This window comes from Micromonospora sp. NPDC048947 (genome assembly GCF_040649495.1).
Lineage (GTDB): Bacteria > Actinomycetota > Actinomycetes > Mycobacteriales > Micromonosporaceae > Micromonospora > Micromonospora alfalfae.
On the sequence record NZ_JBEZFO010000003.1, the window covers coordinates 329,230 to 352,138 of the forward strand.

A 22,909-nucleotide genomic window follows, 5' to 3' on the forward strand; every position below is an offset into this window, starting at 1 on the left:
TGCCGGACCGTGACCGTCTCCGTGCGCCCGCGTGTCCGCCCGCGGATCTGCTACGCCCCGGCCCGTCGAAGGTGGCACGATCGGCCGATGGCAGTCACGACACGGGTGTTGGGGCGCAGCGGCATCGAGGTCAGCGCCCTCGGCATGGGGTGCTGGGCGATCGGCGGACCCTGGGCGGAGGGCACTCAGCCACTGGGCTGGGGCGCTGTCGACGACGACGAGTCGGTGCGGGCGGTACGCCGGGCACTCGATCTGGGGATCACCCTCTTCGACACCGCCGACACGTACGGGGCCGGGCACGGTGAGCGGGTGCTCGGTCGGGCGCTCGCCGGCCGCCGCGACGACGCCGTGATCGCCACCAAGTGGGGTTACACCTTCGACGAGGCGAGCCGGCAGGCCACCGGCGAGGACGCGTCGCCCGGGTACCTGCGCAGTGCCGTGACCGCCTCACTGCGCCGGTTGAACACCGACCGGATCGACCTCTATCAGCTGCACCTGGCCGAGCTGTCGGTGCCGAGGGCGCAGGCGCTGATCGGGACCTGCGAGGACCTGGTGGCCGAGGGCCTGATCCGCGCGTACGGGTGGAGCACCGACCGCACGGATCGGGCTGCCGCGTTCGGGCACGCCGCCGCCGGTGCCACCGCCGTGCAGCACGCCCTGTCGGTGCTGCGCGACGCCCCCGAGCTGCTCGCCGTCTGCGACAAGTACGACCTGGCCAGCGTCAACCGGGGCCCACTCGGGATGGGGCTGCTCACCGGCAAGTACACGGCCGGGTCGACGTTGCCCCGCGACGACGTACGCGGGCTGGCCCCGGGCTGGTTGGAGTGGTTCCGGGGTGGTCGGCCGGCACCGGAGTGGCTGCGTCGGGTCGGCGCGGTCCGTGCCGCGCTCACCGCCGACGGGCGCACCCTCGCCCAGGGCGCGTTGGGCTGGATCTGGGCGCGCAGCGGTCGCACCATCCCGATCCCGGGCTGTCGTACGGTCGCCCAGGTCGAGGAGAACGCCGCCGCGCTGCACCGGGGCCCGCTGCCGGCGGACCAGTTCGTCGAGGTGGAGCGTCAGCTCGCCGCCGTCCGCACCGCAGCCCTCCGCGACGCCGACCGCCCCCACTGGCCCCGCCCCACCCACCCCACAGTCCACCCATAGCCCCCGCCCTTCCCGGGTCGATCATGGAGTTGTGGTGCCCCGCAAAACGGGCATGGATCGGCATTCCGCCCACCACAACTCCATGATCGACCCCGGAGGGCGGCCCAACCCTCGCCGATCTTGCACTTTCTGCGGGGACTTATGCCGCGAGAGCGACATAAGGACGACAGAAAGTGCAAGATCGCCGGGGCGGGGCGGGGCGGGGCGGGGCGGGGCGGGCCGGGGTTGGGTTGGGTTGGGGGTTAGGGGAGTTGTTCCTTGCGGGTCTGGTCGGCCAGGTGGGCGGGCATGGGGTCGTGGCGGACGAAGTGACGGCGGAAGGTGCCGGTGCCGGCCGTCATGGAGCGCAGCTCGACGGCGTACCGAAGCAGCTCGGTGGCCGGCACTTCGGCGCGGACGAGGGTGCGGCCCTCGGTGTCCTGGTCCGGTTCGGTGCCGAGCACCCGGCCGCGTCGGCCGGACAGGTCGCCCAGCACGGTGCCCACCGAGCCGTCCGGAACCCTGATGGTGACCTCGTCGATCGGCTCCAGCAGGGCCGGCTGGCCGCGCTCGGCGGCGTCGCGCAGCGCCAGCGCGCCGGCGGTCTGGAAGGCCGCGTCGGAGGAGTCGACGCTGTGCGACTTGCCGTCGACCAGGGTCACCCGCAGGTCCACCACGGGGTGCCCGGCGACCAGCCCGCGCTCCAGTTGGGCGCGGACGCCCTTCTCCACGGACGGGATGTAGTTGTGCGGCACCGCACCTCCGACCACCCGGTCGACGAACTCGAAGCCACTGCCGCGGGGTAGCGGCTCGACCTCGATGTCGCAGACCGCGTACTGGCCGTGGCCGCCGGATTGCTTGACGTGGCGGCCGTGCCCCTTCGCGGGCACTGTCAGGGTCTCGCGCAGCGACACCTTGACCGGCTCGGTGTCCAGTTCGACACCGCCGGCGCGCAGCCGGTCGAGCACCACGTCCGCGTGCGCCTCACCCATGCACCAGAGCACCAGTTGGTGGGTCTCCTGGTTGCGGTCCAGCCGCAGCGTGGGGTCGCCGGCGACCAGACGGGCGAGGTTGCGGGCCAGGGCATCCTCGTCGGCGCGGCTGTGGGCGGCGATCGCCACCGGCAGCAGCGGCTCCGGCATCTCCCAGGGGGCGATCAGCAGCGGGTCGTCGGTGGTCGAGATGGTGTCGCCGGTCTCGGCGCTGCCCGACTTGGTGATGGCGCAGATGTCACCGGCGACGCAGAGCGACACCTCACGCAGTGTGGCGCCCAGGGGGGTGTAGATGTGCCCTACCCGCTCGTCGGCGTCGTGGTCGGGGTGCCCGCGTTCGGCCATGCCGTGCCCGCAGACGTGCACAGTCTGGTCGGGGCGCAGCGTGCCGGAGAAGACCCGGACCAGCGAGACCCGACCGACGTGGCGGTCGACTGTGGTCTTGACGACCTCGGCGACCAGTGGCCCGGCCGGGTCGCAGCTCAGCGGCGGACGCGGCGAGCCGTCCACGCCGGTCACCGCCGGCAGCTCGTGTTCCAGCGGCGACGGGAACGCGGCGGTCAGCACCTCCAGCAGCACATCCAGGCCGACACCGGTCTGGGCGCAGACCGGCACCACCGGGTAGAAGTGCCCCCGGGCGACTGCCTTCTCCAGGTCGTCGATGAGCACCTCGGTGCTGATCTCCTCACCGTCGAGGTAGCGGTCCATGAGGGTCTCGTCCTCGCTCTCGGCGATGATCCCCTCGATCAGCTCGTCGCGGGACTCGTCGATGGCCCGCTGGTGCTCCGGGTCCGGGTCGCGGACGTCGGCGGGGAGCCCGGCGCTGTAGTCGAAGACCCGACGGGTGATCAGGCCGAGGAGCCCTTCGGTGGAGACCCCGTCGTCGCCGAGCATCGGCAGGTAGAGGGGCATCACGTTGTCACCGAAGAGGCGCTGGCAGAGCGCCACCGTCTCGTCGACGTCGGCGCGGGGTTGGTCCAGTCGGGCCACCGCGACAGCGCGGGGCATGTCGACAGCGGCGCACTCCTCCCACAGCGCGACGGTGGCCGCGTCCATGCCGCCCGCCGCGGAGACCACGAAGAGCGCGGCGTCGGCGGCTCGCAGCCCGGCGCGCAACTCGCCGATGAAGTCGGCGTACCCGGGGGTGTCCAGCAGGTTGACCTTGATGCCGTTGTGCAGCAGTGGCGCGCAGGACAGGCTGACCGAGCGCTGCTGGCGTACGGCGGCGGGGTCGTGGTCGCCGACTGTGGTGCCGTCGACGACGGTGCCGGCGCGGCCGATCGTGCCGGTCGCCGCGAGCAGGGCCTCAACCAGTGTGGTCTTGCCCGCCCCGGAATGCCCGACGAGCACCACGTTGCGAACCCGCTCGGGCTCGGTCACCACTGGCGTGCCGCCGGTGGAACCTTTGTCGTGACTCTTCTGCGCCATGGGGCGCACCTCCCTCAGCCGGTGGTGGTGGCGACCGCCGCGCGACGGGTAGCGGCCCGGGGCGAGTGCGCGGCGATATCCTCCGGTGGTCTGCTGCACAGCGGGAACGGGACGGGCGGACGGGTGAGCTGGCTCACCTCCCGACCCGATCTCACACCCGTTGCCGGGTAGGCACAAGCCTCCCCCGGGCGGGTCGGCGGTACCGTCCGTATCGCCGGAGCTGGGCGGACCGTTATCGTGGGGACCGCCATGGCGAAGATCTTCCAAGTGTCGGCCCGCGCGGGGATGACCCGCGTCGTCGAGCCGATTGCCCGCGCCCTGCTGCGCGCGGGCGTCACCCCCAATGCCGTCACCGTCGCGGGCACCGTTGGTGTGCTCGTCGGCGCGCTCGGCTTCGGTGCCCGCGGCCACCTGGTCGCGGGCGCGTTGATTGTCACCCTGTTCGCGCTCACCGACCTGCTCGACGGGACGATGGCCCGGATGAGCGGCGGCTCCACCAGGTTCGGCGCGTTCCTCGACTCAAGCATGGACCGGGTAGCCGACAGCGCCGTCTTCGGCGCTGTGGCGTACTGGCTGGCCACGCAGGGCGACCACTCCGGGGTGGCCGCCGCGTTGGTCTGCCTGGCCGTCGGAGGCCTCGTCTCCTACGTCAAGGCCCGCGCCGAAGGGCTCGGCATGACCTGCAACGTGGGCATCGCCGAGCGCACCGAACGACTGCTGATCGTCGGGGTCGGGGGCATTCTCACCGGTGTCGGCGTCGATCCGGCCCTGGAGATCGCGCTCTGGCTGCTCGCCGCCGTGTCGATCTTCACGGTGGGGCAGCGGATGGCGCACGTCTACCGCCAGGCCCAGCAGCTCCAGCCGGACGGCCAGGCATGAGTGCCGTGCCGGTGCCCCGGCGTCTGACGACCGGCGGCCGAGTCGCGTGAACCTCACCGAGCTGGGCTACATCGCCGGGTGGCGGGTGGTCCGCGCGCTACCCCGGCCGGTGGTGGCGGCGGCGTTCCAGGCGGGCGCGGACCGCGCCCATCGCCGCCCCAACGGGGGTACGGCCCGACTGCGCGCGAACCTGCGTCGGGTGGTCGGCCCGGAGCTGTCCGAGGCCGAGCTGGACGATCTCGTCAAGCGCGGGTTGCGCTCGTACGCCAGGTACTGGATGGAGGCGTTCCGGCTGCCCGGGTTGAGCCGGTCGCAGATCCTGTCCAATTTCCGGCTCGAGGGCGCCGAGCTGCTCGCCGCTGACGTGGCCGCCGGCCGGGGCGCGGTGGTGGCCCTGCCGCACGCCGGCAACTGGGACGCCGCGGGCGCCTGGGTGGCGGCCACCGGTTGGCCGATCACCACTGTCATGGAACGGCTCAAGCCGGAGGGCGTGTACCGGCGTTTCATGGCCTTCCGCGCTGAGCTGGGCATGGAGATCCTGCCGACCCACGGTGGGCCGCGTCCGGCGTTCGACGTGCTGCTGGACCGGCTCCGGGCCGGCGCGGTGGTGCCGTTGCTGGCCGACCGTGATCTCTCCGCCCGGGGGGTGGAGGTGGACTTCTTCGGCGCGAAGACCCGGATGCCCGCCGGGCCGGCGCTGCTCGCGTTGCACACCGGCGCGCCGCTCTACGTGGCCTCGATGTGGTACGAACCGGACGCCGCCTGTGCGTCGCTGGCTGGCCCGCTGCCGGTGCCCGGCCCCGAGGCGGGGCCACTGGACCAGCGGGTCCGGTCGCTGACCCAGCTGATCGCCGACCGTCTGGCCGCGGGTATCGCCCGGCATCCGGAAGACTGGCACATGTTGCAGCGGATGTGGCTGGACCAGGCGAGGTCGGGGGCGGGCGCGGCGCTGCCCTCGTCGGCCTCCGGCCCGGCCTGAGGAGGTGGGCTGACAGATGCGGATCGGCATCGTGTGCCCGTACTCCTTCGACGTGCCCGGCGGGGTGCAGAACCACGTCATGGACCTCGCCGAGGCGCTGATCGCGCTGGGCCACGAGGTGAGCGTGCTCGCGCCGGCCGACGAGGATTCGCCGCTGCCGGAGTACGTGGTGTCCGCCGGGCGGGCAGTTCCGCTGCCGTACAACGGTTCGGTGGCCCGGATCGCGTTCGGCCCGGTGTCGACCGCCCGGGTACGGCGGTGGATCACCAACGGTGACTTCGACGTGCTGCACGTGCACGAGCCGCTCACGCTGAGCCTGTCGCTGCTGGCCGTGCTCTCCGCCCGTGGCCCGGTGGTGGCCACGTTCCACACCGCGATGACCCGTTCGCGGGTCCTCGCCGCCGCGCAGGGTGTGCTCCAGATCGTGTTGGAGCGGATCACGGCCCGGATCGCTGTGAGCGCGCTGGCCCGCAAGGTGCAGGTCGAGCACATGGACGGCGGGGCGGTGGAGATCCCCAACGGGGTGGCGGTGGCCAAGTTCGCCGACGCCGAGCCGTTGCCGGGCTGGCCGGGGGAGTGCGCGGCCGGCACCGGCGGCACGCTCGGCTTCCTGGGCCGGTTCACCGAGGCACGCAAGGGCTTCCCGGTGCTGCGCGACGCGTTCGTGGCGTTGGCCGCCACCCGGCCCGGTCTGCGGTTGCTCGTCGCCGGCCCGGGTGACCCCGACGACCTGTACGACCAGTTCCCGGCCGAACTGCACGAGCGGATCACGTTCCTCGGCCTGGTCAGCGAAGCGGACAAGGCGCGCATGCTGCGCAGTGTCCACCTCTACGTCGCACCAAACACCGGTGGTGAGTCGTTCGGCATGATCCTCACCGAGGCCCTCGCCGCGGGTACGACCGTCGTCGCCAGTGATCTGGACGCCTTCCGGCGGGTGCTCGACGGTGGGCGGGCCGGTCGGCTCTTCCCCACCGGCGATCCGGTGGGGCTGCGTGCCGTGCTGGCCGAGCTGCTGGACGACCCGGCCGGGCGGGCCACGCTGAGCGCCTGCGGTGATCAGGTGGTGGCGAATTTCGACTGGCCGGTGGTTGCCCGCCGTGTTCTGGAGGTATACGCAGCGGCGATCGAGGCAACCGACGGGCGGGTCATCGACCAGGAATGGGTGGGGCTGGGCTGAGCCGGTGTGACGGATGGTGCGGTGGTGACCGGCGGGACCGGTCCGGCCGCGCCCAATCGGACGAAACGGAGCAGCACTACGATGCCGCACATGTGGTGGGTGGTGGCCGCGAGCGTGGTCGTGGGGCTGGTCGCGGCGTACCTCTTCTGGACCGCCGGCCGGGTCGAGCGACTACAGGGCCGCGCGGAGCTGGCGGCCCGGGCCCTCGACGCCCACCTGTTGCGCCGCGCGGCGGCGGCCGCGGTCCTGGCTGAGCGGCGCTTCGGCGTCGAGCTGTACGCGGCGGCGCGGATCGCCCTGGACGCCAGCCCGGACGAGCGGGAGGCCGCGGAGAACGACCTCACCCGGCAGTTGCGCGGCGTCCAGTTGGACTCGGGCGACCCGGACTGTGCGGCGGTCATCGCCGCGAGTCGTCGGCTCGCGTTGTCCCGGCAGGTGCACACCGATCTGGTCCGCGACGCCCGCTCGGCGCGCAGCCGGCCGCTGGTGCGCCTGTTGCGGATGGGGCGGGGCCGGGAGTGGCCGCGCTACTTCGACATCGACGACCCGACCCTCGTCGTGCCGGCGGACGTCCCCGCCGCCTGAGCTCCGAGGGTCGCCGCCTGCTCCCGGACGGGTCCGGGCGGGCTGGTGACCACTGCCACAGTGCAGGCCACCGGGGGTCTGATTGGCTGTCGGCGCGGTGTTGAACCGCGCGTAGCATTTTCGCTGCCACCCCCAGAGCATGTCCAAGGAGCGATGACCCGTGCCCGAAAACACCGCGTCGAACACCGGTACCGCCCCCGTCGTCGGCACCGCCCGCGTGAAGCGTGGCATGGCCGAGATGCTCAAGGGCGGCGTGATCATGGATGTCGTCAACGCCGAACAGGCCAAGATCGCTGAGGACGCCGGCGCCGTCGCGGTGATGGCCCTGGAGCGGGTGCCCGCCGACATCCGTGCGCAGGGCGGAGTGTCCCGGATGAGCGACCCCGACATGATCGACGGGATCATCGAGGCGGTCTCCATCCCGGTGATGGCCAAGGCCCGCATCGGCCACTTCGTCGAGGCGCAGATCCTCCAGTCGCTCGGCGTGGACTACGTCGACGAGTCCGAGGTGCTGACCCCTGCCGACTACACGAACCACATCGACAAGTGGGCGTTCACAGTGCCCTTCGTCTGTGGCGCGACCAACCTGGGCGAGGCGCTGCGCCGGATCACCGAGGGCGCGGCGATGATCCGCTCCAAGGGCGAGGCGGGCACCGGTGACGTCTCCAACGCCACCACCCACATGCGCAAGATCCGTCAGGAGATCCGTCGGTTGGCCTCGCTGCCGACCGACGAGCTGTACGTCGCGGCCAAGGAGTTGCAGGCCCCGTACGAGCTGGTCAAGGAGGTCGCCGAGAGCGGCAAGCTGCCGGTGGTGCTGTTCACCGCGGGCGGGATCGCCACGCCGGCCGACGCGGCGATGATGATGCAGCTCGGCGCGGAGGGAGTCTTCGTCGGTTCCGGCATCTTCAAGGCGGGCAACCCGGCTCAGCGGGCCGCCGCGATCGTCAAGGCGACCACCTTCCACGACGACCCGGACGTGCTGGCCAAGGTGTCCCGGGGCCTCGGCGAGGCGATGGTCGGCATCAACGTCGATGAGATCCCGCAGCCGCACCGCCTGGCCGAGCGCGGTTGGTGATCGCTCTTTCCGGACGGCGGACGCGGAGGGGAACGGTGTGACAATGACGGCACCCGTGATCGGTGTGCTCGCGCTCCAGGGCGACGTCCGCGAGCACGTGGCGGCGCTGGCCGCGGCGGGCGCGGACGCCCGCCCGGTCCGCCGTCCGGCGGAGCTGGACGCGGTCGACGGCCTGGTCATCCCCGGCGGCGAGTCCACCACGATGAGCAAGCTCGCCGACATCTTCGAGATGCGCGAGCCGATCGACAAGCGGATCGCCGACGGCATGCCGGTCTACGGCTCCTGCGCCGGGATGATCATGTTGGCGACCGAGGTGCTCGACGGTCGACCCGATCAGCGGGGTTTCGCGGGCATCGACATGACCGTGCGGCGCAACGCCTTCGGCCGGCAGGTCGACTCGTTCGAGGCCCCGGTGACCGTCGTCGGGGTGCCGGGCGAGCCGTTCCACGCGGTGTTCATCCGCGCGCCGTGGGTCGAGCGGGTCGGTGCCGGCGTCGAGGTCATCGGGGTGGTGTCCGACGGTCCGGCCGCCGACCGGATCGTGGCGGTGCGACAGGGCAACCTGGTGGCCACCTCGTTCCACCCGGAGCTCACCGGCGACGTGCGGGTGCACGCGTACTTCGTGGACCTGGTCCGCGCCGTCTGCTGAACGGCGGCCGACCGCGCCGGGCTGTCCATGATGCTCGCCGCGGTGGTGGTCTCGTCCGGGGTTTTTTGTCCCGTCTGCCCTGGTCCGTCGGGGCCGGGCGGTAGTGCCGTGCGCGGTGCATGACAGGGACCGGGGGGACGTCGGTAGGATTGCGGAGATTCGGCAGGGCCATCTGCCCGCCACGGCTTCCACCAGAGCTGACCGGCACCTCCGCGTGCGCCGGCGGGAGCAGGGCGTGAGCGGTGCGGTCGATGCAGACGGCGGGTAGCAACGGAGGTAGAAGATGTCCGGCCACTCAAAGTGGGCGACGACCAAGCACAAGAAGGCCGTCATCGACGCCAAGCGCGGCAAGATGTTCGCCAAGCTGATCAAGAACGTCGAGGTGGCCGCGCGGACCGGCGGCGGTGACCCCTCCGGTAACCCGACGCTCTTCGACGCCATCCAGAAGGCGAAGAAGAGTTCGGTGCCGAACGACAACATCGATCGCGCCGTCAAGCGCGGCTCCGGCCTGGAGGCCGGCGGCGCCGACTGGCAGACGATCATGTATGAGGGGTACGGCCCGAGCGGCGTCGCCATGCTCATCGAGTGCCTCACCGACAACCGCAACCGCGCGGCGACCGAGGTACGGACCGCGCTGACCCGCAACGGCGGCTCGCTCGCCGATGCCGGCTCGGTGTCGTACATGTTCTCCCGCAAGGGCGTGGTGATCGTCCCCAAGGAGGGCACCAGCGAGGACGACGTGATGCTGGCCGTCCTGGACGCCGGCGCCGAAGAGGTCAACGACATCGGCGAGGCGTACGAGGTGGTCTCCGAGCCGACCGACCTGATCCCGGTGCGCACGGCGTTGCAGGACGCCGGCATCGAGTACGAGTCGGCCGAGTCCTCCCTGATCCCCAGCGTCAACGTGCCGCTGGACGAAGAGGGCGCGCGCAAGATCTTCAAACTGATCGACGTCCTTGAGGACTGCGACGACGTCCAGAACGTCTACGCCAACTTCGACGTCAGCGACGACGTGATGGCGGCGGTCGACGCCTGACCCCGCCGTGGCCCCCGCCCCGCCTCACCCGCCTCACCCCGCCGCGATCTTGCACTTTCTGACCCGACAGACCGGGTCATCGCGGGGCATATCCTCAACAGAAAGTGCAAGATCGCGGCCGGGGGGCGGGGCTGTGGCGGTGAGTGAGGAGGGGGTGCGGGGTGGTGGAGCGGTTTGCGGCTGGGGACACTGTGGTGCGCCGTGAGGTGTTGCGGGGTGAGGTCTGGTTCGGCTGCCCGACGATCTGCGTCGAGGATTCGCCCGACCTGCTCGCTCTCTACCTCCCACCGGGGGCCGAGTTCGGCTTCCCGGACACCGGCGTCTTCCCCTGCGGGCGGCATCCGTGGGAGGTCAACGGGCACCGCTCCTGGTCCGGGCACGGCAAGCTGATGCTGCAACGCCCCGGTGAGGCGCACTCGGTCGACGTGTTCTGGACCGGGCCGGGGCGCGACTTCGCCGGCTGGTACTTCAACCTCCAGGACCCGGTGCGGCGTACCCCGATCGGGGTGGACACCCTGGACCACGAGCTGGACCTGTGGTGGGCCGCGGACGCCGACCGCTACGTCTGGAAGGACGTGGAGATGTTCGCCCAGCGCCTCGTCGAGGGGCGCTACCCGGGCATGGCGGACGCCATCCAGGCCGAGGGTGACCGGATCGCCGCCCTGCTCGATGGCGGTGAGCGCTGGTGGGACCCGTCGTGGGCCACCTGGCAGCCCGACCCCGACTGGACGGCGCCCCCGCTGCCCGCCGGCTGGGATCAGGTGCCACCCGCGCGCTGATCGGCGCCGACGTCAGTTCCCGGGCAGCGCGTTGACCAGGAATACTTGATCCAGGCCGCCGGTGCACGGCTCGACCAGCGCCGCGTCCGCCCCGTCGCTGTCGTCGTCGCGCAGGCCGACGCACAACTCGCTGCGGTCGGGCCGGATGCGGTACGAGTCGGGCGTCGCGCCGGTGGGTTCGAAGTGGAACACCTGCTTCGGCCTGTTCGCGCTGCAGTCCTTCTCGTTCCAGGGTTCGAGCAGGTTCCGGCCGGGGTCCTCGTCGCGGATGGTGAGGCAACCCTTTCCGAGCACCGGGTGGACCCACTGGATGAAGAACATTCCGTCGGCCACCGGTTCCAGCGAGGTGTCCGGTGGGGTGGCCTCCGTGCAGGGCCGCTGGACCGCTATCTCCTTCGTGTACTGGCCGGTGCGATCACGCCCCTCGGTGAGGCAGAGGTGCGGGCTGCGGACGGGGCGGATCTGACTGGGCCCCCCACTCGGCAATCGGGCACCGTTCCCCGCCGACGCGGTCGGATCGGTGGTGTGCGCGGCCTTTCCCTGCTCGTCGTCGCGTCGCTCGATCCAGAAGCCCACGCCGAGCGTGGCCAGCAGGGCGACGACGAGCAGCGCCAGCGGCGCGGGCCGCGCGAACCAGCGTGGGCGGGCCGGGCCGGAGTGCTCCGGGGCCACTGTCGTGACCGCGTCGAGCGGCGGGGGGTCCGCTGCCGGGGGCGGCGGCGCCAACTGACCTGCCGCGAGGCGGTGCCGGGCGGCCAGCCACGTCTCGACCTGATCTCCCGCGCCGCACGCCCGCACGAACGCGGCCACCACCTCCGGGCGCGGCAGTGTGGACCGGCGCAGGATGTCCGCGGCGGTGCTACGGGCCAGCACGTCGCCTGTCGACGCGGCACGCTGCTCCAGTTGCCGGTAGGTGAGCCCCGACCGGTCCTTGAGCTGGCGCAGCATCTCGACGAATTCGGCCGGGTCGGACGCGTCGTCCGGGCGTAGCTCCCTCGTGATCATCGCCCGATTGTCCAGACACTGTGGACGCAGGGGCAAGTCGGGTGCCGACGACTGTCCGACATGGTCGGACAGGATCCGGACATGCTGCCCTGAGCTGCCCGGACAGCCCAGCGCGGCGCGCCGGGCATTGTCCTGGCCGACCGGGTTACCTAGCGTCTTTCCTCGATGGCCGCGCCGCTGACCGGTGTACGGCCGACGGGCTCGCGCCGGTACGGGTTCGGGCTCGACCACACGAACACACGGGGAGATTCGATGGATGACGCTGTCCGGGATCCGGTGCCGCAGGCGGCCACGGCGGGGGAGTACGTGGCGTTGCTCAGGGAGGTGCGGCGGCGTTCCGGTCTGACCTACCGGGAGCTCGCCCGACGAGCCTCGGCGGCCGGGCACTGGCTGCCGCCGAGCACCCTCGCGACGATGCTGGGGCGGACGACGCTGCCCCGGGAACGCACAGTGGTAGCGCTGCTGGCCGCCTGCGGCACCCCGGCGGTCCAGGTCGACAGGTGGCTGGCGACACGGCGGGACCTCGAGGCTCGTCTCGGCGAGCGCTATCGAGGGGAGAGCGACGCGGAACGGACCCCCTCCGGCCCCTCCACCACCGCCGCGGCGGACATCCGCCCGAGCGTCGGCTCGGTTCCGCCGCGACCCGAGGCGCCCTGGCCGGCCCGCCGCTGGCTTCGGCTGGCGCTGCTGGCACTGCTCGGCGTCCTGACGGTCGGGGCGACAGTGACGCTGCGACCTCTCGTCCCCGCCGCGATGGACGGCTCCCCGGCTGCGGGCTGCCCGGAGGTGCTGCGCCAGGGCATGTACGGCCCTTGCGTGCTGAACCTCCAGCAGCACCTGGTGGCCGGCGGACTCACAGTGCCGGTCGACGGCTGGTTCGGCCCGGACACCACCAGTCGGGTGATGGTGTTCCAGGCGTTTGGCGGCCTGCCGGTCAGTGGCACAGCGGACGAGCGGTTGTTCGACGAGTTGGCGGGTGATCGCAAGGTTCCCGCGAGCTGGTCGGAGGACCGGATCGGCAAACATCTGCGGCGGACGTTCCCGGAGGACCCGGCCGGTGCGGTGCAGTTGGCGCGCTGCCTGTCCGGCTTGGACCCGTACCGGGTGGAGGTCGTCGAGGACGGATCGCGGCGCTGGGGGTTGTTCCAGTTCAGCGACACGGAGGTGTCCCGGTTCGGCGTCGACCGTCAGACGGCGCTGGACGCGGCGTGGAACATCAGGACGGCTCGGGAGGTCTGGTCTCGTACCGGCGACTTCGGCCACTGGAGCTGCGCCGCGTAGGGGTGACGCGTGACGCTCCCCGTCCGGTCCATGGACCGGACGGGGAGCCCCCCGTTATCCCGACTGACGATTCACTGTCGCAGGCGGTTGGCGAAGACGTACGCGCCAACGGAACGGCCGGTGGCGAGCCCGGCGTCCGCGTCGAACCGATAGTGCACGCCGAGGTAGATCCGGCTCAGGGCGTTCTCCTCGGCGGCATCGTCGAAGCCGGTCATGTGCCGCACCACGCCCACTGCGTGCGGATCGTCAGTGGTGGCGTCGAAGGCGATCGCATCGGTGCCGAAGAACCTCTTCATCACGGCGGACCAGGCCCCCGCGAAGGTGGCGTGCCCGGAGATGTAGGCCGGGAAGGGCGGTGTGTACGGCACCCCCTCGCGGGTCTTCGACAGCGGCTGCCAGCCGGGGCCCTCCGTCGCCTCGATCGCCGTCACCGGGCGCCACAGGTCGATGGGCGTCTGGTACTTGGCGTCCCAGGCGGCGATGGCGGCGTCGGCGAGGGCGAGGGCGACCAGCCCGAAGAGCCGGGCGTTGGCCAGGATGCCGAGCTGACGCTGCTCCGACACGATCCGGGTGTGCGCGAAGAGTTGACCCGGTGGCTTGTACGTGCCGCCCAGGTCGTTGGCCCAGAAGAACGCGATCTGCGTCTGCTCGGGGGTCCGCAGCGTCGACGTCCGACCGCCGTAGTCGCGGATCTCCTGCACCTGGGTGCGGTACTCCTGCTTGCCGAGCAGGTCGGCGTACCCGGTGGCGCCGGCTGGCAGGCCGGGCCGGAACTGCCGGCCAGAGGTGAGCGCGAACGGGGTGACCAGTCCCCAGTTCGGGCCGACCGCCGCCTTGCCGTTCGTCGGCCGCCACGCGCCGGGCACGTTCTCCTGCACCGGATAGGCCGCGTTGTTGTCGAAGCCGTCGTTGGCGCGGGCCTGGAGGTTGGCGGCGGCCGCCGCCGCACCGACGGTGTCACCACGGGCGACCTCGGCGGCGTTCACCCCGGACGGCCGGAGCGCGACAGCGGTGGCGAGGGCCTGTGCGTAGGACTGGCCCTGGCCGCCGTACAGGGCGGTCAGCACGTCGTACGCGGCGCGGTCGATGGCCGCGTGCAGTGACGGCGCGACGACGTTGTCCATGGTGCCCGGGTAGCTGACCGGCACTCGTACCCGGTAGGGGTTGCCGACCCCGGTGACCGAGACGGCGGCGTCGTGCATCGACGCGTGCAGGATGGCGGCTTCGCGGGACGAGGAGGTGGGTGGCAGGTCCAGCGCCTTGTAGGTGGCCAGCAGGACACCGTTCCAGTACAGGATCGGGTCGGTGGCCGGGTTCACCGCCAGCGGGGTGAGCGACACGTTGTCCAACCGGACCGTCGAGGCGGCCTGGCCACCGAAGTGGAACAGCAGCACCGCCTTCGGGTCGCCGAACGGGGACACGAAGTCGAAGGTGTACCGGCTCATCGAGGACGTCAGCGTGACGCTCTGGTCGACGGCTGAGGTGAAGGGCGTGTCCGCCCGGGAGACCGAGACGCGCAGGGAACGGTTGACGTCGGCCGCGGCGTCGAACTGCAACCGGTACGGCTGCGCTGCCGTCACCCCGAACTCGAAGTGACCGACGAGGTCCTCCCAGACGGGCTTGCCCACCGTGGCGCTGGTGCGGACGCGCAGTTGCCCGGCGTTGACAGTGGTGCTGGTCGAGGCGAGCCGGGTCCACCAGGGCTGGGTGCTGCCGTTGTCGAACGTGCCGTTGAGGATGAGGTCGCCCGGGGCGGCGGTGGCCGGCGCGGGGCGGACGAGGGCGGTGAGGGTGCCGGCGAGGGCGACAGCGAGCACGGCGCTGAGCAGACGGCGGATTTGCTGTGGGTTGATCGGTGGGGACATCGAGAGCCTTTCCGGTCCGGAAAACCGGCGACGACCAGGTCGTTGCCGTGAGGATCGGCTCAACGTAGGAGTGTTCGCGCTGTTCACGGCCACCGAACAGCGCCCGGAACGGTGCCGTACGGCAGCGGGCGCCGGCATCCGGTCAGGACACCGACGCTCGTGCGGGCGGACCGCTGGCTCAGCCGATGGTCTCCCGCTCCCGCCAGGCGGTACGCAGCGAGGTCCGGCCGTTGGTGCGCAGGAGCGACCCCTCGTACACCCGGGCCCCGGCGAGGAGGAACGCGCCGGCGGCGAGCACCAGGAGGACCAGTGAGACGATCGGCTCCCAGCCGGCCGCGTCGCCGGTGAAGAGCCGCAGCGGCATGGCCGTGGGCGACGAGAACGGCAGGTAGGACAGCACCCGCATCGCTGTGGCGTTGTCGTTCAGGAAGATCACCGCGAAGAACGGCAGCATGACGGCGAGCTGCACCGGCGTCGACACCGCGGCGATGTCCTCCTGCCTGTTGGCCAGCGCGCCGGCCGCGGCCCACATGGCGGCGAGCAGCACGAAACCGATCAGGAAGAACGGCACGAACCAGCCGATCGCCGGGGCGAGCAGGCTGAGCAGACCTCCGCTGTCGCCGATCTGCAGCCCGAGCACCGCCACCAGCGCGATCAGGGCGATCTGCGCGAACGCCAGGATGGCCCCGGCCACCACCTTCCCGGCCAGCAGGGCCCGGACCGGCACGGCGGCGACCAGGATCTCCACGATCCGGGTCTGCTTCTCCTCGATGACGCTCTGCGCGATCTGCACACCGAACGTCTGCGAGGTGATGAAGAAGACGAACGCGAAGACGAACGGCACCAGGAACGCCACCACCGGATCGACCGCGTCCGGGTCGAGCAGGCGGACGGTCGGCTGGGTGCTCAGGGCCCTCACCACGTCGTCGGGGGCGTCGTCCATGGCCAGGACGGCCGGTCCGGTGACCACCGCGGCGTCCGCGTCGTCGTCGCGGACGGCCTGTTCGGCGGCCCGGTCATCGGAGACGACCCGGACTTCCAGCCCGGCGGCGCGCAGCGGCGCGGCCAGGCTCTCGGTCACCGCCACTGTGGATGGTCCGCCGGCGAACAGCGGCGGCAGGATGGTGCCGGCCGCGGCGATCAACAGGAAGAACAGCGTGCCGAACAGGAAGGTGCGGTCGCGGAGCTTGACCCGGATCTCGCGTTCGGCGACCAGCCGGGTGGCCTGGGTGACGTTCACTGGGTGACCTCTCGGAAGATCTCGGTGAGCGAGGGGCTGACCGGGCGGAAGGCGCGGACCGGGCCGCGCGCGAGGGCGGCCCGCAGCACCGGCTGTTCGTCGGTGCCGGCCGGCAGGTCGAAAATCACCCGCGCGCCGTCCAACTCGACCACTGTCACCCCGGGGTGGTCGCGTACCCAGCCGGCGTCGTGCTCCACGACCAGCTCGAAGCGGGGCACCGTGTACGAGTCGCGCAGTTGCTGCCGGCTGCCGGCGGCCCGGATCACCCCGTCCCCGATGATCACAAGGTCGTCGCAGAGGCGTTCCACGACGTCGAGCTGGTGACTGGAGAACAGCACCGGCGCGCCGGCCGAAGCCCGTTCCCGCAGCACTGCCACGACGGTCTCCACGGCCAGCGGGTCGAGGCCGGAGAACGGCTCGTCGAGCACCAGCACCTCGGGGTCGTGCACCAGCGCGGCGGCGATCTGGGCGCGCTGCTGGTTGCCCAGCGACAACGTCTCCAGCAGGTCGTCGCCGCGCTCGCCGAGCCCGACCCGGTCCAGCAGCGCGTCGGTGGACCGTCGTGCCGCGGCGGCGTCCAGCCCGTGCAGCCGGCCCAGGTAGGCCACCTGCTCGCGGGTGGTCATCTTGGGGTAGAGGCCCCGCTCCTCAGGCATGTAGCCGAAGCGCCGACGGTCCTGCCGGGTCAGCGTGGCGCCACCCCAGCTCACCTCGCCGGCGTCGGGGGCGAGCACACCCAGGATGATCCGCATGGTGGTGGTCTTGCCGGCGCCGTTGGCGCCCACGAAACCGGTCATCCGGCCGGCGGACACTTCGAAGGACACGTTCCTGAGCACCTGACGGTCGCCGAAGCTGCGGTCGACGCCGTCGAGGCGAAGCGTTCTGGTCACGCACTCACGCTAGATCGATGACGCCGCCGCGCCGTCCGCCCGGCGGGTGAGCCGGCGGTCCACCTCGCGGCGGACGCCATCACCCGCCGGGGCGGACCACACCGTTCTCGTAGGCGAACACCACGGCCTGCACCCGGTCGCGCAGGCCGAGCTTGGCCAGCACCCGACTCACGTGCGTCTTCACAGTCGCCTCGCCCAGGTGGATGGCGGAGGCGATCTCCGCGTTGCTCGACCCGGCGGCGAGCAGCATCAGCACCTCCCGTTCGCGTGGGGTCAGCTCGGCCAGCGCGGCCTCGGCGGCCGGACCCCGGTGGGCGGTGCCCGACGGGTCGCCGGGTCGGGCGAAGGAGGAGATGACCCGGCGGGTGATTTCCGGGGCCAGCAGGCCGTCGCCCCTGGCCAGCACCCTGATCGCCTCGATCAGCTCCTCCGGCGTGCCGTTCTTGAGCAGGAAGCCGCTGGCCCCGGCCCGTAGCGCGGCGAACAAATAGTCGTCGCGGTCGAAGGTGGTGAGGATCAGCACCGCGGGCGCCCCGGGGCCGTCGGCGACGATCTGCCGGGTGGCCTCCAGGCCGTCCATCCCGGGCATCTCCACATCCATGAGTACGACGTCGGGGCGGGTGGCTCGGGTCATGGTGACGGCCCGTTCGCCGTCGGCGGCCTCACCGACCACCTCGATGTCGTCCTCCACCTCCAGGATGACCCGGAAGCCGGTACGGACGAGGTGCTGGTCGTCGGCGAGCAGCACCCGGACCGCCGGACCGGCGCCGGGTGCCTGCTGGGCTGCCGCGCTCATGCCGACGGCTCCGCGCCGGCTGCCGCCTGCTGTCTGTCGCTCGGCTCCCGCTGTGGGCCCACCGGTCGGTCCGCCGACGCCGCCAGGGGGAAGCGGGCACGTACCCGCCAGCCGCCGCCGGCCCGTGGCCCGACCTCCAGGTCGCCGTCGTGGGCGGTGACCCGTTCGCGCATGCCGATCAGGCCCAACCCGACGGTGTCGCTCCGCCCGCCGCCCCGCCCGTCGTCGGTCACGTCGACCTCCACCTCCCGGGCCAGGTACCGGACCCGCACGTCGAGCAGGGCCGCCTCGGCGTGCTTCAGGGTGTTGGTCACCGCCTCCTGCGTCACCCGGTAGGCCGTCTGGGAGACCGATTCGGGCAACGCGACAGGGTCGCCGTACACGCCGAGGGTGGCCGTCAGTCCGGCGGCCCGAGCCCGCTCGATGAGTTCGTCGATCCGTTCGACGCCGCCGGCCGGCGGCGTCGCGGCGTCGGTTCCGGCGGAGGTCCGCAGCACGCCGAGCATCCGACGCAGCTCGTCGACGGCGGTGCGGGCGCTCTGCTCGATGGCGGTCAGCGCGGTGCGGGCCTTACCCGGGTCGCGGTCGAACACCCGGCGGCAGGCGGATGCCTGCACGCCCATCACCGAAACGTGGTGGGCTACCACGTCGTGCAGCTCGCGGGCGATCCGGACCCGTTCGCCGAGCACCGCCCGTTCCCGGGCCTCGGCCTGCGACCGACGCAGGTCCTCGGCCTGGGCGCGCAGTTCGTGCTCGCGGCGTGCGGCCACCCACGCGGTCTCGCCGAAGAAGTACGCGAAAGCGAAAACCAGCACGTTGAGCAGGACGCCGGTGACCATGGCGGCGAGCGCCGGTGGCACCGGCCCGACGGCCTCGGAGAAGGAATCCGCCGGAATGTGGTCGATCATCACGGTGTAGTAGATCCCCAGCCAGGCGAACATCGTGGCGATCACGCCGATCCGCAGCCGGCGGGAGAGCTGACGGTCCTGCCCCCACGCGCCCATGGTGTAGAGCGCGCAGAACAGGGCCCAGGAGGAGAACTGGATCTCCGGTGCCGAGCGTGCCTGCGCGGCGATGAACACCACCGAGACGACCAGCAGGGTGGCGGCCGGGCGGCGTCGCCGCCAGATCAGCGGCAGGGTCACCGCGACGGTCCAGAACAGTTGCTCCGCCCCGGACGGCGGTGGGCCCAGCAGGAACGCGCCGGTGCTGCGGGCCAGGGTCAGACTGACCAGCGCCAGGCCGGTCATCCCCAGGCCGATCCAGAGGTCGTTTCGGCGCTGCTCCGCCGTTGGACCCGGACGACGCCATTCCTCTCGCGCTGCCACGGTCATCCAGGAACGATGCCACGCCGGCCAGCACTGTCGCTCGTCGGGAGGCGCTGCGTGACCGGGCCCGGCGGACGGGCGACGGCCCGGCGCGAGGTTCGCGCCGGGCCGTCGGGTGGGGTGTCGCTTCAGCTCACGCCGTCCGACGGCGGGTCTTGGTGCTGGTGTCGATCAGGTCCCAGACCAGGATCACGGCCGTGCCCACCGCGATGGCGGCCCCGAGGGTGTTCCGGTTGTCACCGTCCGCCAGCCAGCTCAGTCGGTCGCCCAGGGCCGGGTTGAGCAGCCGGTCGGAGAGCGCCAGCCAGGTCAGCGGCAGCGAGAACGCCAGGCTGAGCAGGGCCTTCACCCCGAACAACCGCCAGCTCCAGTGCCCGATCCGGTACTTGACGATCTCGAACACCGCGGTGGCCAGCAGCACGACCATCAGCGCCGGCAGCCAGAACGACCACAGCGCCGGATCGAGGATCGGGATGTTCCTACCGTCGGTCTCGTGCACCCACGACTGGTAGTGCTGGAAGGGCAGGTAGCCGATGGTCGCCACCAGCATGATCACCGACGCGATGGTGTCGGCGAGGGAGATGTCGCGGTGTGCGGGGACGTCCGGCAGTTGGTCGACTGTCCAGTCGGGCAGGCCGGAGACGGGGTGGAAGCGGTCGATGAGGGCGAAGGTCAGGGTGAGCCAGAAGGCGATCTGCACCGCGACCTCGAGGGCGACGCCGATGCCGCTGCCGATGGCGCCGAAGCCCTTGCCGTCCGCCACGTCGACGACCGCGACCACCGTGCCGACGAGCGCCGGGATGAAGCTGAGCAGCAGCTTCAGCAGTCGCAGCCAGAGCAGGTAGTAGGTCGGGCCGATGAGCTGCAGCCGGCGGTCGGCGTACCGGGCGGCCAGCACGTCGGGGTTGCCCAGCTCGGTGAGCACCTCCCGCTCGGCGGTGCTGGCGTCCTGCCCGCCGTCGGTCCGACCCTCGATCATGTCGTCGATGGAGGCCCGCAGCTCGCTGGCGATCTCGTCGCGGCGCTGGGTGGGCACCGATCGCAGGGTGGCGGCGAGGTAGCGGTCGGTCAGGGTGTTCATCGGTCCACTCCTTGGATCAGCCCGGTGATGGAGGTCTGCACGGCGGCGAGGTCGTCGAGGAGCCGGTTCAGCATCGACTCGCCCTCGTCGCTGGTCCGGTAGAACTTGCGGGGTCGGCTCTCTTCGGTGTTCCACTCGCTGGTCAGCAGCCCCTGGTCCTCCAGGCGGCGCAGCAGCGGGTAGAGGGTGTTGGCGTCGACCGGGAAGCCGTGGTCGCTGAGCCGTTGCAGCAGCGCGTAGCCGTAGTCCGGTCGGCGTAGCGCGACCAGGCTGGCCACCACGACGGTGCCTCGACGCAACTCCTGCAGGTGCGTCCGTAGAACGTCCTCGCTAACCATGCGTCACACCATACTGTGTGGCACACAGTGTTGTCCATCCCGACATCATCGTGTCCGCCCACCCTTCGTTCGGGGAGATACGAGCTGCGGGGCGCCCGGGGGAGACCGGACGCCCCGCACCTGGGCCAGATCAGCAGGACGCGCCCTGCCGGAAGTTCCGCTCGACGAAGCTGGCCGGCCCGACCTGGAAGTAGCCCACCCCCGGCCGGATCGGGTGCCCGGTGAACAGCTCCACCCGCGACCCGACCCGGACCAGGTACGCCTCGGCGTCCCCCGCGTCGTTGCGGATCAGCGAACCCCGCCGGCCGTAGATCGCCTCCAGCTCGTCGAAGGACATGCCGACAGTGGCGCCAGCGGGGGACTGCGGCGGCGCGGTGGCCGTACCGACCTCCACCAGCCGACCGTCGCGGAAGGCCAGGATGAGCACGCCGGCCCAGGAACCGGTCGCGCCGGCGTGCACCACCCCGCCGCAGCTCGGCGCGGTCCAGTCGATGTGCCCGTCAGCGGTGAGCACGGCCAGGCTGGCACCGATCCGGTACGCCCCGGCGCCGCCGACGCCGAGCACCTGCGGGTGACTGTGCCCGGCGAGCGTGGCGGCGGCCATCGGGGCACGCGCCGAGGCTGGCGCGCCGCCAGCGAGCACCGGGGTTGCCCAGGCCGGACCGGCGTCGACCAGCGGGACGAGCGTGCCGAGCGCCAGCGCGGCGGTGGTGAGAAGGATCGAGGGTCGGTTCATGGTGCGCTCCTTCGGTGATGGGTCTCTGCCCTGTTAGTCACCGCGCCCGGCCCAACGGTTCGTCGGCTTTCCGACCGGCCCGGTCTACTGTTCAGAGAGACGCCGACCGCCCGTGCTGGCCGGGGGTGACACGGTGACGGCTCCGCAACGGATCGGGCAGTACGCCATCGAGCGGCTGCTGGGCGTCGGATCGTTCGCGACCGTCTGGCTGGGCTACGACCCGATGCTCGACGGACACGTGGCAATCAAGGTGCTGGCCGAGAACTGGAGCCACGACCTCCGGGTCCGGGAACGCTTCCGCGACGAGGCCCGGCTGCTGCGCCGGCTGGAGCACGAGCGGTTGGTCCGGGTGCATGCCGTCGGTGAGTTGCCCGACGGGCGGCCGTACGCCGTGCTGGCCTGGGCGGACGGCGGCAGCCTGCGCGACCGGCTGGCTCTTGGTGAGATCTCCGTGCCGGCGGCGTTGCGCCTGCTCGGTGAGGTCTGCGCGGGCGTGAGCGTGCTGCACCGGCACGGCGTCGTGCACCGCGACCTCACCCCCGGCAACATTCTGTTCCATGCCACCGGGGTGGCCTCCGGCGCCGAGCGGGTGCTCATCGCCGACCTCGGTCTCGCCAAGGCGCTCGCCGCCGCCTCCGGCCTCACCGCCCGGGCCGGTACCCCCGGCTACATGGCACCGGAGCAGGACGACCCGGGCGCGGTGATCGACACGCGCGCTGACGTGTACGGGCTCGGTCGGCTCGGGATCCGGCTGCTCGCCGCCGAGCCCGGGTCCGACCCGCCCAGATCGGTCGGCGCCCTGCGACTGCGCGACGGCGTGCCGGCGCGGGTGGCCGCGGTGCTCGTCCGGGCCACCGCCCACCGGCCAGCCGACCGCTATCCGGACGCCGCCGCGCTGCACGCCGCGCTCGACCGGGCCACCGCCGTACGGCAGCCGCCGTCATCCGCTCCGGTGGCCCGTCACCCGTACCGGATGCTGTTGGCCGGGGCGGCCGTCGCGGCCGTCGCGGTGGTGGGCCCCGAGCCGGGCCACACCGGGGCCGAACGGGACACGTACACCGCCGGACCGCTCACCGTGACGTTGCCGGACGGCTGGTCGGCCACCGGGGCGACCTGGGCCGGTCAGTACGACGCCGACGGCGAAGCGGAACCGGCGCTGGTGATGTCGCCGCAACCCCGCCGCTGGGCCGCCGACCCCGGGGTGCCCGGCGCGTTCGTCGGCGTCTCGGCCAGCACGGCGGCGCGCACCACGCCTGCCGGGTTCCTGGCCGAGCGCACACACGGGGACTGCGCGTCCGCGCCGGCGCGCACCACCCGCCGGGCGGGCGTCGAGTGGACGGTTGTGGCGTACCGCTGCGACCGGGGCCGACCGCGGATCGTCGAGTCGGCGGGGCGGCATCCGGGCCATGGCGCTCTGGTGTACGTGCAGGTCGTGCCACCGGTGGACGGCGGGCCCGACTTCGTGGACGCATTGCTCGACGGCGTGCGGGTCCGGTAGCGGGGCTGCTGTGGTGCGGACGAACGTGCCCGGTGCCGGGCCCTCGGATGGAAGGCTGGCAGCGTGGCGCAGAAGTGTTGTCGGGCTGCGGTCCGCGCTGCCTACGCGGGCGGGCGGTCCGTCGTCAGCGGCGACGGATCGAGC

The 22,909-nt window shown here is 72.0% G+C and carries 21 protein-coding genes; 11 read left to right on the plus strand and 10 right to left on the minus strand.

Annotation, left to right across the window (positions count from 1 at the left end; genetic code table 11):
* The first annotated feature begins 87 nt into the window (after nt 1-87).
* Nucleotides 88-1,146, plus strand: coding sequence for an aldo/keto reductase (locus tag AB0B98_RS06975; protein ID WP_357361333.1), 1,059 nt, complete (start codon nt 88-90; stop codon nt 1,144-1,146).
* Between the two features lie 242 nt (nt 1,147-1,388).
* Here AB0B98_RS06975 and AB0B98_RS06980 read toward each other — a convergent pair whose 3' ends face one another.
* On the minus strand, nt 1,389-3,545 hold the full coding sequence (locus AB0B98_RS06980; protein WP_357361334.1) for an elongation factor G-like protein EF-G2: 2,157 nt from the start codon (nt 3,543-3,545) through the stop codon (nt 1,389-1,391).
* A gap of 249 nt (nt 3,546-3,794) precedes the next feature.
* Here AB0B98_RS06980 and pgsA point away from each other — a divergent pair, with 249 nt between their 5' ends.
* The 8 genes from pgsA to AB0B98_RS07020 all read left to right on the plus strand — a co-directional run bounded on the left by pgsA (nt 3,795) and on the right by AB0B98_RS07020 (nt 10,707).
* Nucleotides 3,795-4,424, plus strand: coding sequence for a phosphatidylinositol phosphate synthase (gene pgsA, locus AB0B98_RS06985; RefSeq protein ID WP_238670803.1), 630 nt, complete (start codon nt 3,795-3,797; stop codon nt 4,422-4,424).
* Nucleotides 4,425-4,470: 46 nt separating this feature from the next.
* Nucleotides 4,471-5,403, plus strand: a complete 933-nt coding sequence (locus tag AB0B98_RS06990) for a phosphatidylinositol mannoside acyltransferase (protein WP_357361335.1) — start codon at nt 4,471-4,473, stop codon at nt 5,401-5,403.
* 16 nt (nt 5,404-5,419) lie between these two features.
* A complete protein-coding gene (locus tag AB0B98_RS06995; protein ID WP_238670801.1) occupies nt 5,420-6,580 on the plus strand; it encodes a glycosyltransferase family 4 protein in 1,161 nt (386 codons plus the stop codon).
* A gap of 81 nt (nt 6,581-6,661) precedes the next feature.
* Complete coding sequence (locus AB0B98_RS07000; protein WP_357361336.1) at nt 6,662-7,165, plus strand: hypothetical protein; 504 nt, start codon at nt 6,662-6,664, stop codon at nt 7,163-7,165.
* Nucleotides 7,166-7,325: 160 nt separating this feature from the next.
* Nucleotides 7,326-8,243 carry a pyridoxal 5'-phosphate synthase lyase subunit PdxS gene (pdxS, locus tag AB0B98_RS07005; protein WP_357361337.1) on the plus strand — a complete coding sequence of 306 codons (918 nt, stop codon included), beginning with the start codon at nt 7,326-7,328 and terminating at the stop codon, nt 8,241-8,243.
* A 43-nt stretch (nt 8,244-8,286) separates the two neighbouring features.
* Entirely contained in the window at nt 8,287-8,892 is a 606-nt protein-coding gene (gene pdxT / locus AB0B98_RS07010; RefSeq protein ID WP_357361338.1) for a pyridoxal 5'-phosphate synthase glutaminase subunit PdxT, read from the plus strand.
* A 283-nt stretch (nt 8,893-9,175) separates the two neighbouring features.
* Entirely contained in the window at nt 9,176-9,928 is a 753-nt protein-coding gene (locus AB0B98_RS07015) for a YebC/PmpR family DNA-binding transcriptional regulator (RefSeq protein ID WP_124771632.1), read from the plus strand.
* A 164-nt stretch (nt 9,929-10,092) separates the two neighbouring features.
* Nucleotides 10,093-10,707 carry a DUF402 domain-containing protein gene (locus AB0B98_RS07020; RefSeq protein WP_357361339.1) on the plus strand — a complete coding sequence of 205 codons (615 nt, stop codon included), beginning with the start codon at nt 10,093-10,095 and terminating at the stop codon, nt 10,705-10,707.
* A gap of 12 nt (nt 10,708-10,719) precedes the next feature.
* Here AB0B98_RS07020 and AB0B98_RS07025 read toward each other — a convergent pair whose 3' ends face one another.
* Nucleotides 10,720-11,712 carry a helix-turn-helix domain-containing protein gene (locus tag AB0B98_RS07025; RefSeq protein WP_357361340.1) on the minus strand — a complete coding sequence of 331 codons (993 nt, stop codon included), beginning with the start codon at nt 11,710-11,712 and terminating at the stop codon, nt 10,720-10,722.
* 252 nt (nt 11,713-11,964) lie between these two features.
* On the opposite strand from AB0B98_RS07025, the gene AB0B98_RS07030 reads away from it, so the two are divergent.
* Complete coding sequence (locus AB0B98_RS07030; protein WP_357361341.1) at nt 11,965-12,993, plus strand: peptidoglycan-binding protein; 1,029 nt, start codon at nt 11,965-11,967, stop codon at nt 12,991-12,993.
* A 71-nt stretch (nt 12,994-13,064) separates the two neighbouring features.
* Here AB0B98_RS07030 and AB0B98_RS07035 read toward each other — a convergent pair whose 3' ends face one another.
* From AB0B98_RS07035 to AB0B98_RS07070, 8 genes are all read right to left on the minus strand, one after another.
* Nucleotides 13,065-14,858 carry a carbohydrate binding domain-containing protein gene (locus AB0B98_RS07035; protein ID WP_357361342.1) on the minus strand — a complete coding sequence of 598 codons (1,794 nt, stop codon included), beginning with the start codon at nt 14,856-14,858 and terminating at the stop codon, nt 13,065-13,067.
* Nucleotides 14,859-15,036: 178 nt separating this feature from the next.
* Nucleotides 15,037-16,098, minus strand: coding sequence for an ABC transporter permease (locus tag AB0B98_RS07040; protein WP_238670794.1), 1,062 nt, complete (start codon nt 16,096-16,098; stop codon nt 15,037-15,039).
* Nucleotides 16,095-16,988 carry an ATP-binding cassette domain-containing protein gene (locus tag AB0B98_RS07045; RefSeq protein WP_357361343.1) on the minus strand — a complete coding sequence of 298 codons (894 nt, stop codon included), beginning with the start codon at nt 16,986-16,988 and terminating at the stop codon, nt 16,095-16,097. Before AB0B98_RS07045 ends, AB0B98_RS07040 begins: the two co-directional genes overlap by 4 nt.
* Nucleotides 16,989-17,067: 79 nt before the next feature.
* Nucleotides 17,068-17,784 carry a response regulator transcription factor gene (locus AB0B98_RS07050; RefSeq protein ID WP_238670792.1) on the minus strand — a complete coding sequence of 239 codons (717 nt, stop codon included), beginning with the start codon at nt 17,782-17,784 and terminating at the stop codon, nt 17,068-17,070.
* Nucleotides 17,781-19,118 (minus strand): sensor histidine kinase, encoded by a 1,338-nt coding sequence (locus AB0B98_RS07055; protein WP_357361344.1) that lies wholly within the window; start codon nt 19,116-19,118, stop codon nt 17,781-17,783. Before AB0B98_RS07055 ends, AB0B98_RS07050 begins: the two co-directional genes overlap by 4 nt.
* Before the next feature lie 127 nt (nt 19,119-19,245).
* Nucleotides 19,246-20,193 (minus strand): permease prefix domain 1-containing protein, encoded by a 948-nt coding sequence (locus tag AB0B98_RS07060; protein ID WP_357361345.1) that lies wholly within the window; start codon nt 20,191-20,193, stop codon nt 19,246-19,248.
* Nucleotides 20,190-20,531 (minus strand): PadR family transcriptional regulator, encoded by a 342-nt coding sequence (locus AB0B98_RS07065; protein WP_091401756.1) that lies wholly within the window; start codon nt 20,529-20,531, stop codon nt 20,190-20,192. Before AB0B98_RS07065 ends, AB0B98_RS07060 begins: the two co-directional genes overlap by 4 nt.
* A 130-nt stretch (nt 20,532-20,661) precedes the next feature.
* Nucleotides 20,662-21,267: a hypothetical protein gene (locus AB0B98_RS07070; RefSeq protein ID WP_357361346.1), complete on the minus strand. Its 606-nt coding sequence runs from the start codon at nt 21,265-21,267 to the stop codon at nt 20,662-20,664.
* Between the two features lie 133 nt (nt 21,268-21,400).
* On the opposite strand from AB0B98_RS07070, the gene AB0B98_RS07075 reads away from it, so the two are divergent.
* Complete coding sequence (locus AB0B98_RS07075; protein ID WP_357361347.1) at nt 21,401-22,765, plus strand: serine/threonine-protein kinase; 1,365 nt, start codon at nt 21,401-21,403, stop codon at nt 22,763-22,765.
* Nucleotides 22,766-22,909: the final 144 nt, after the last annotated feature.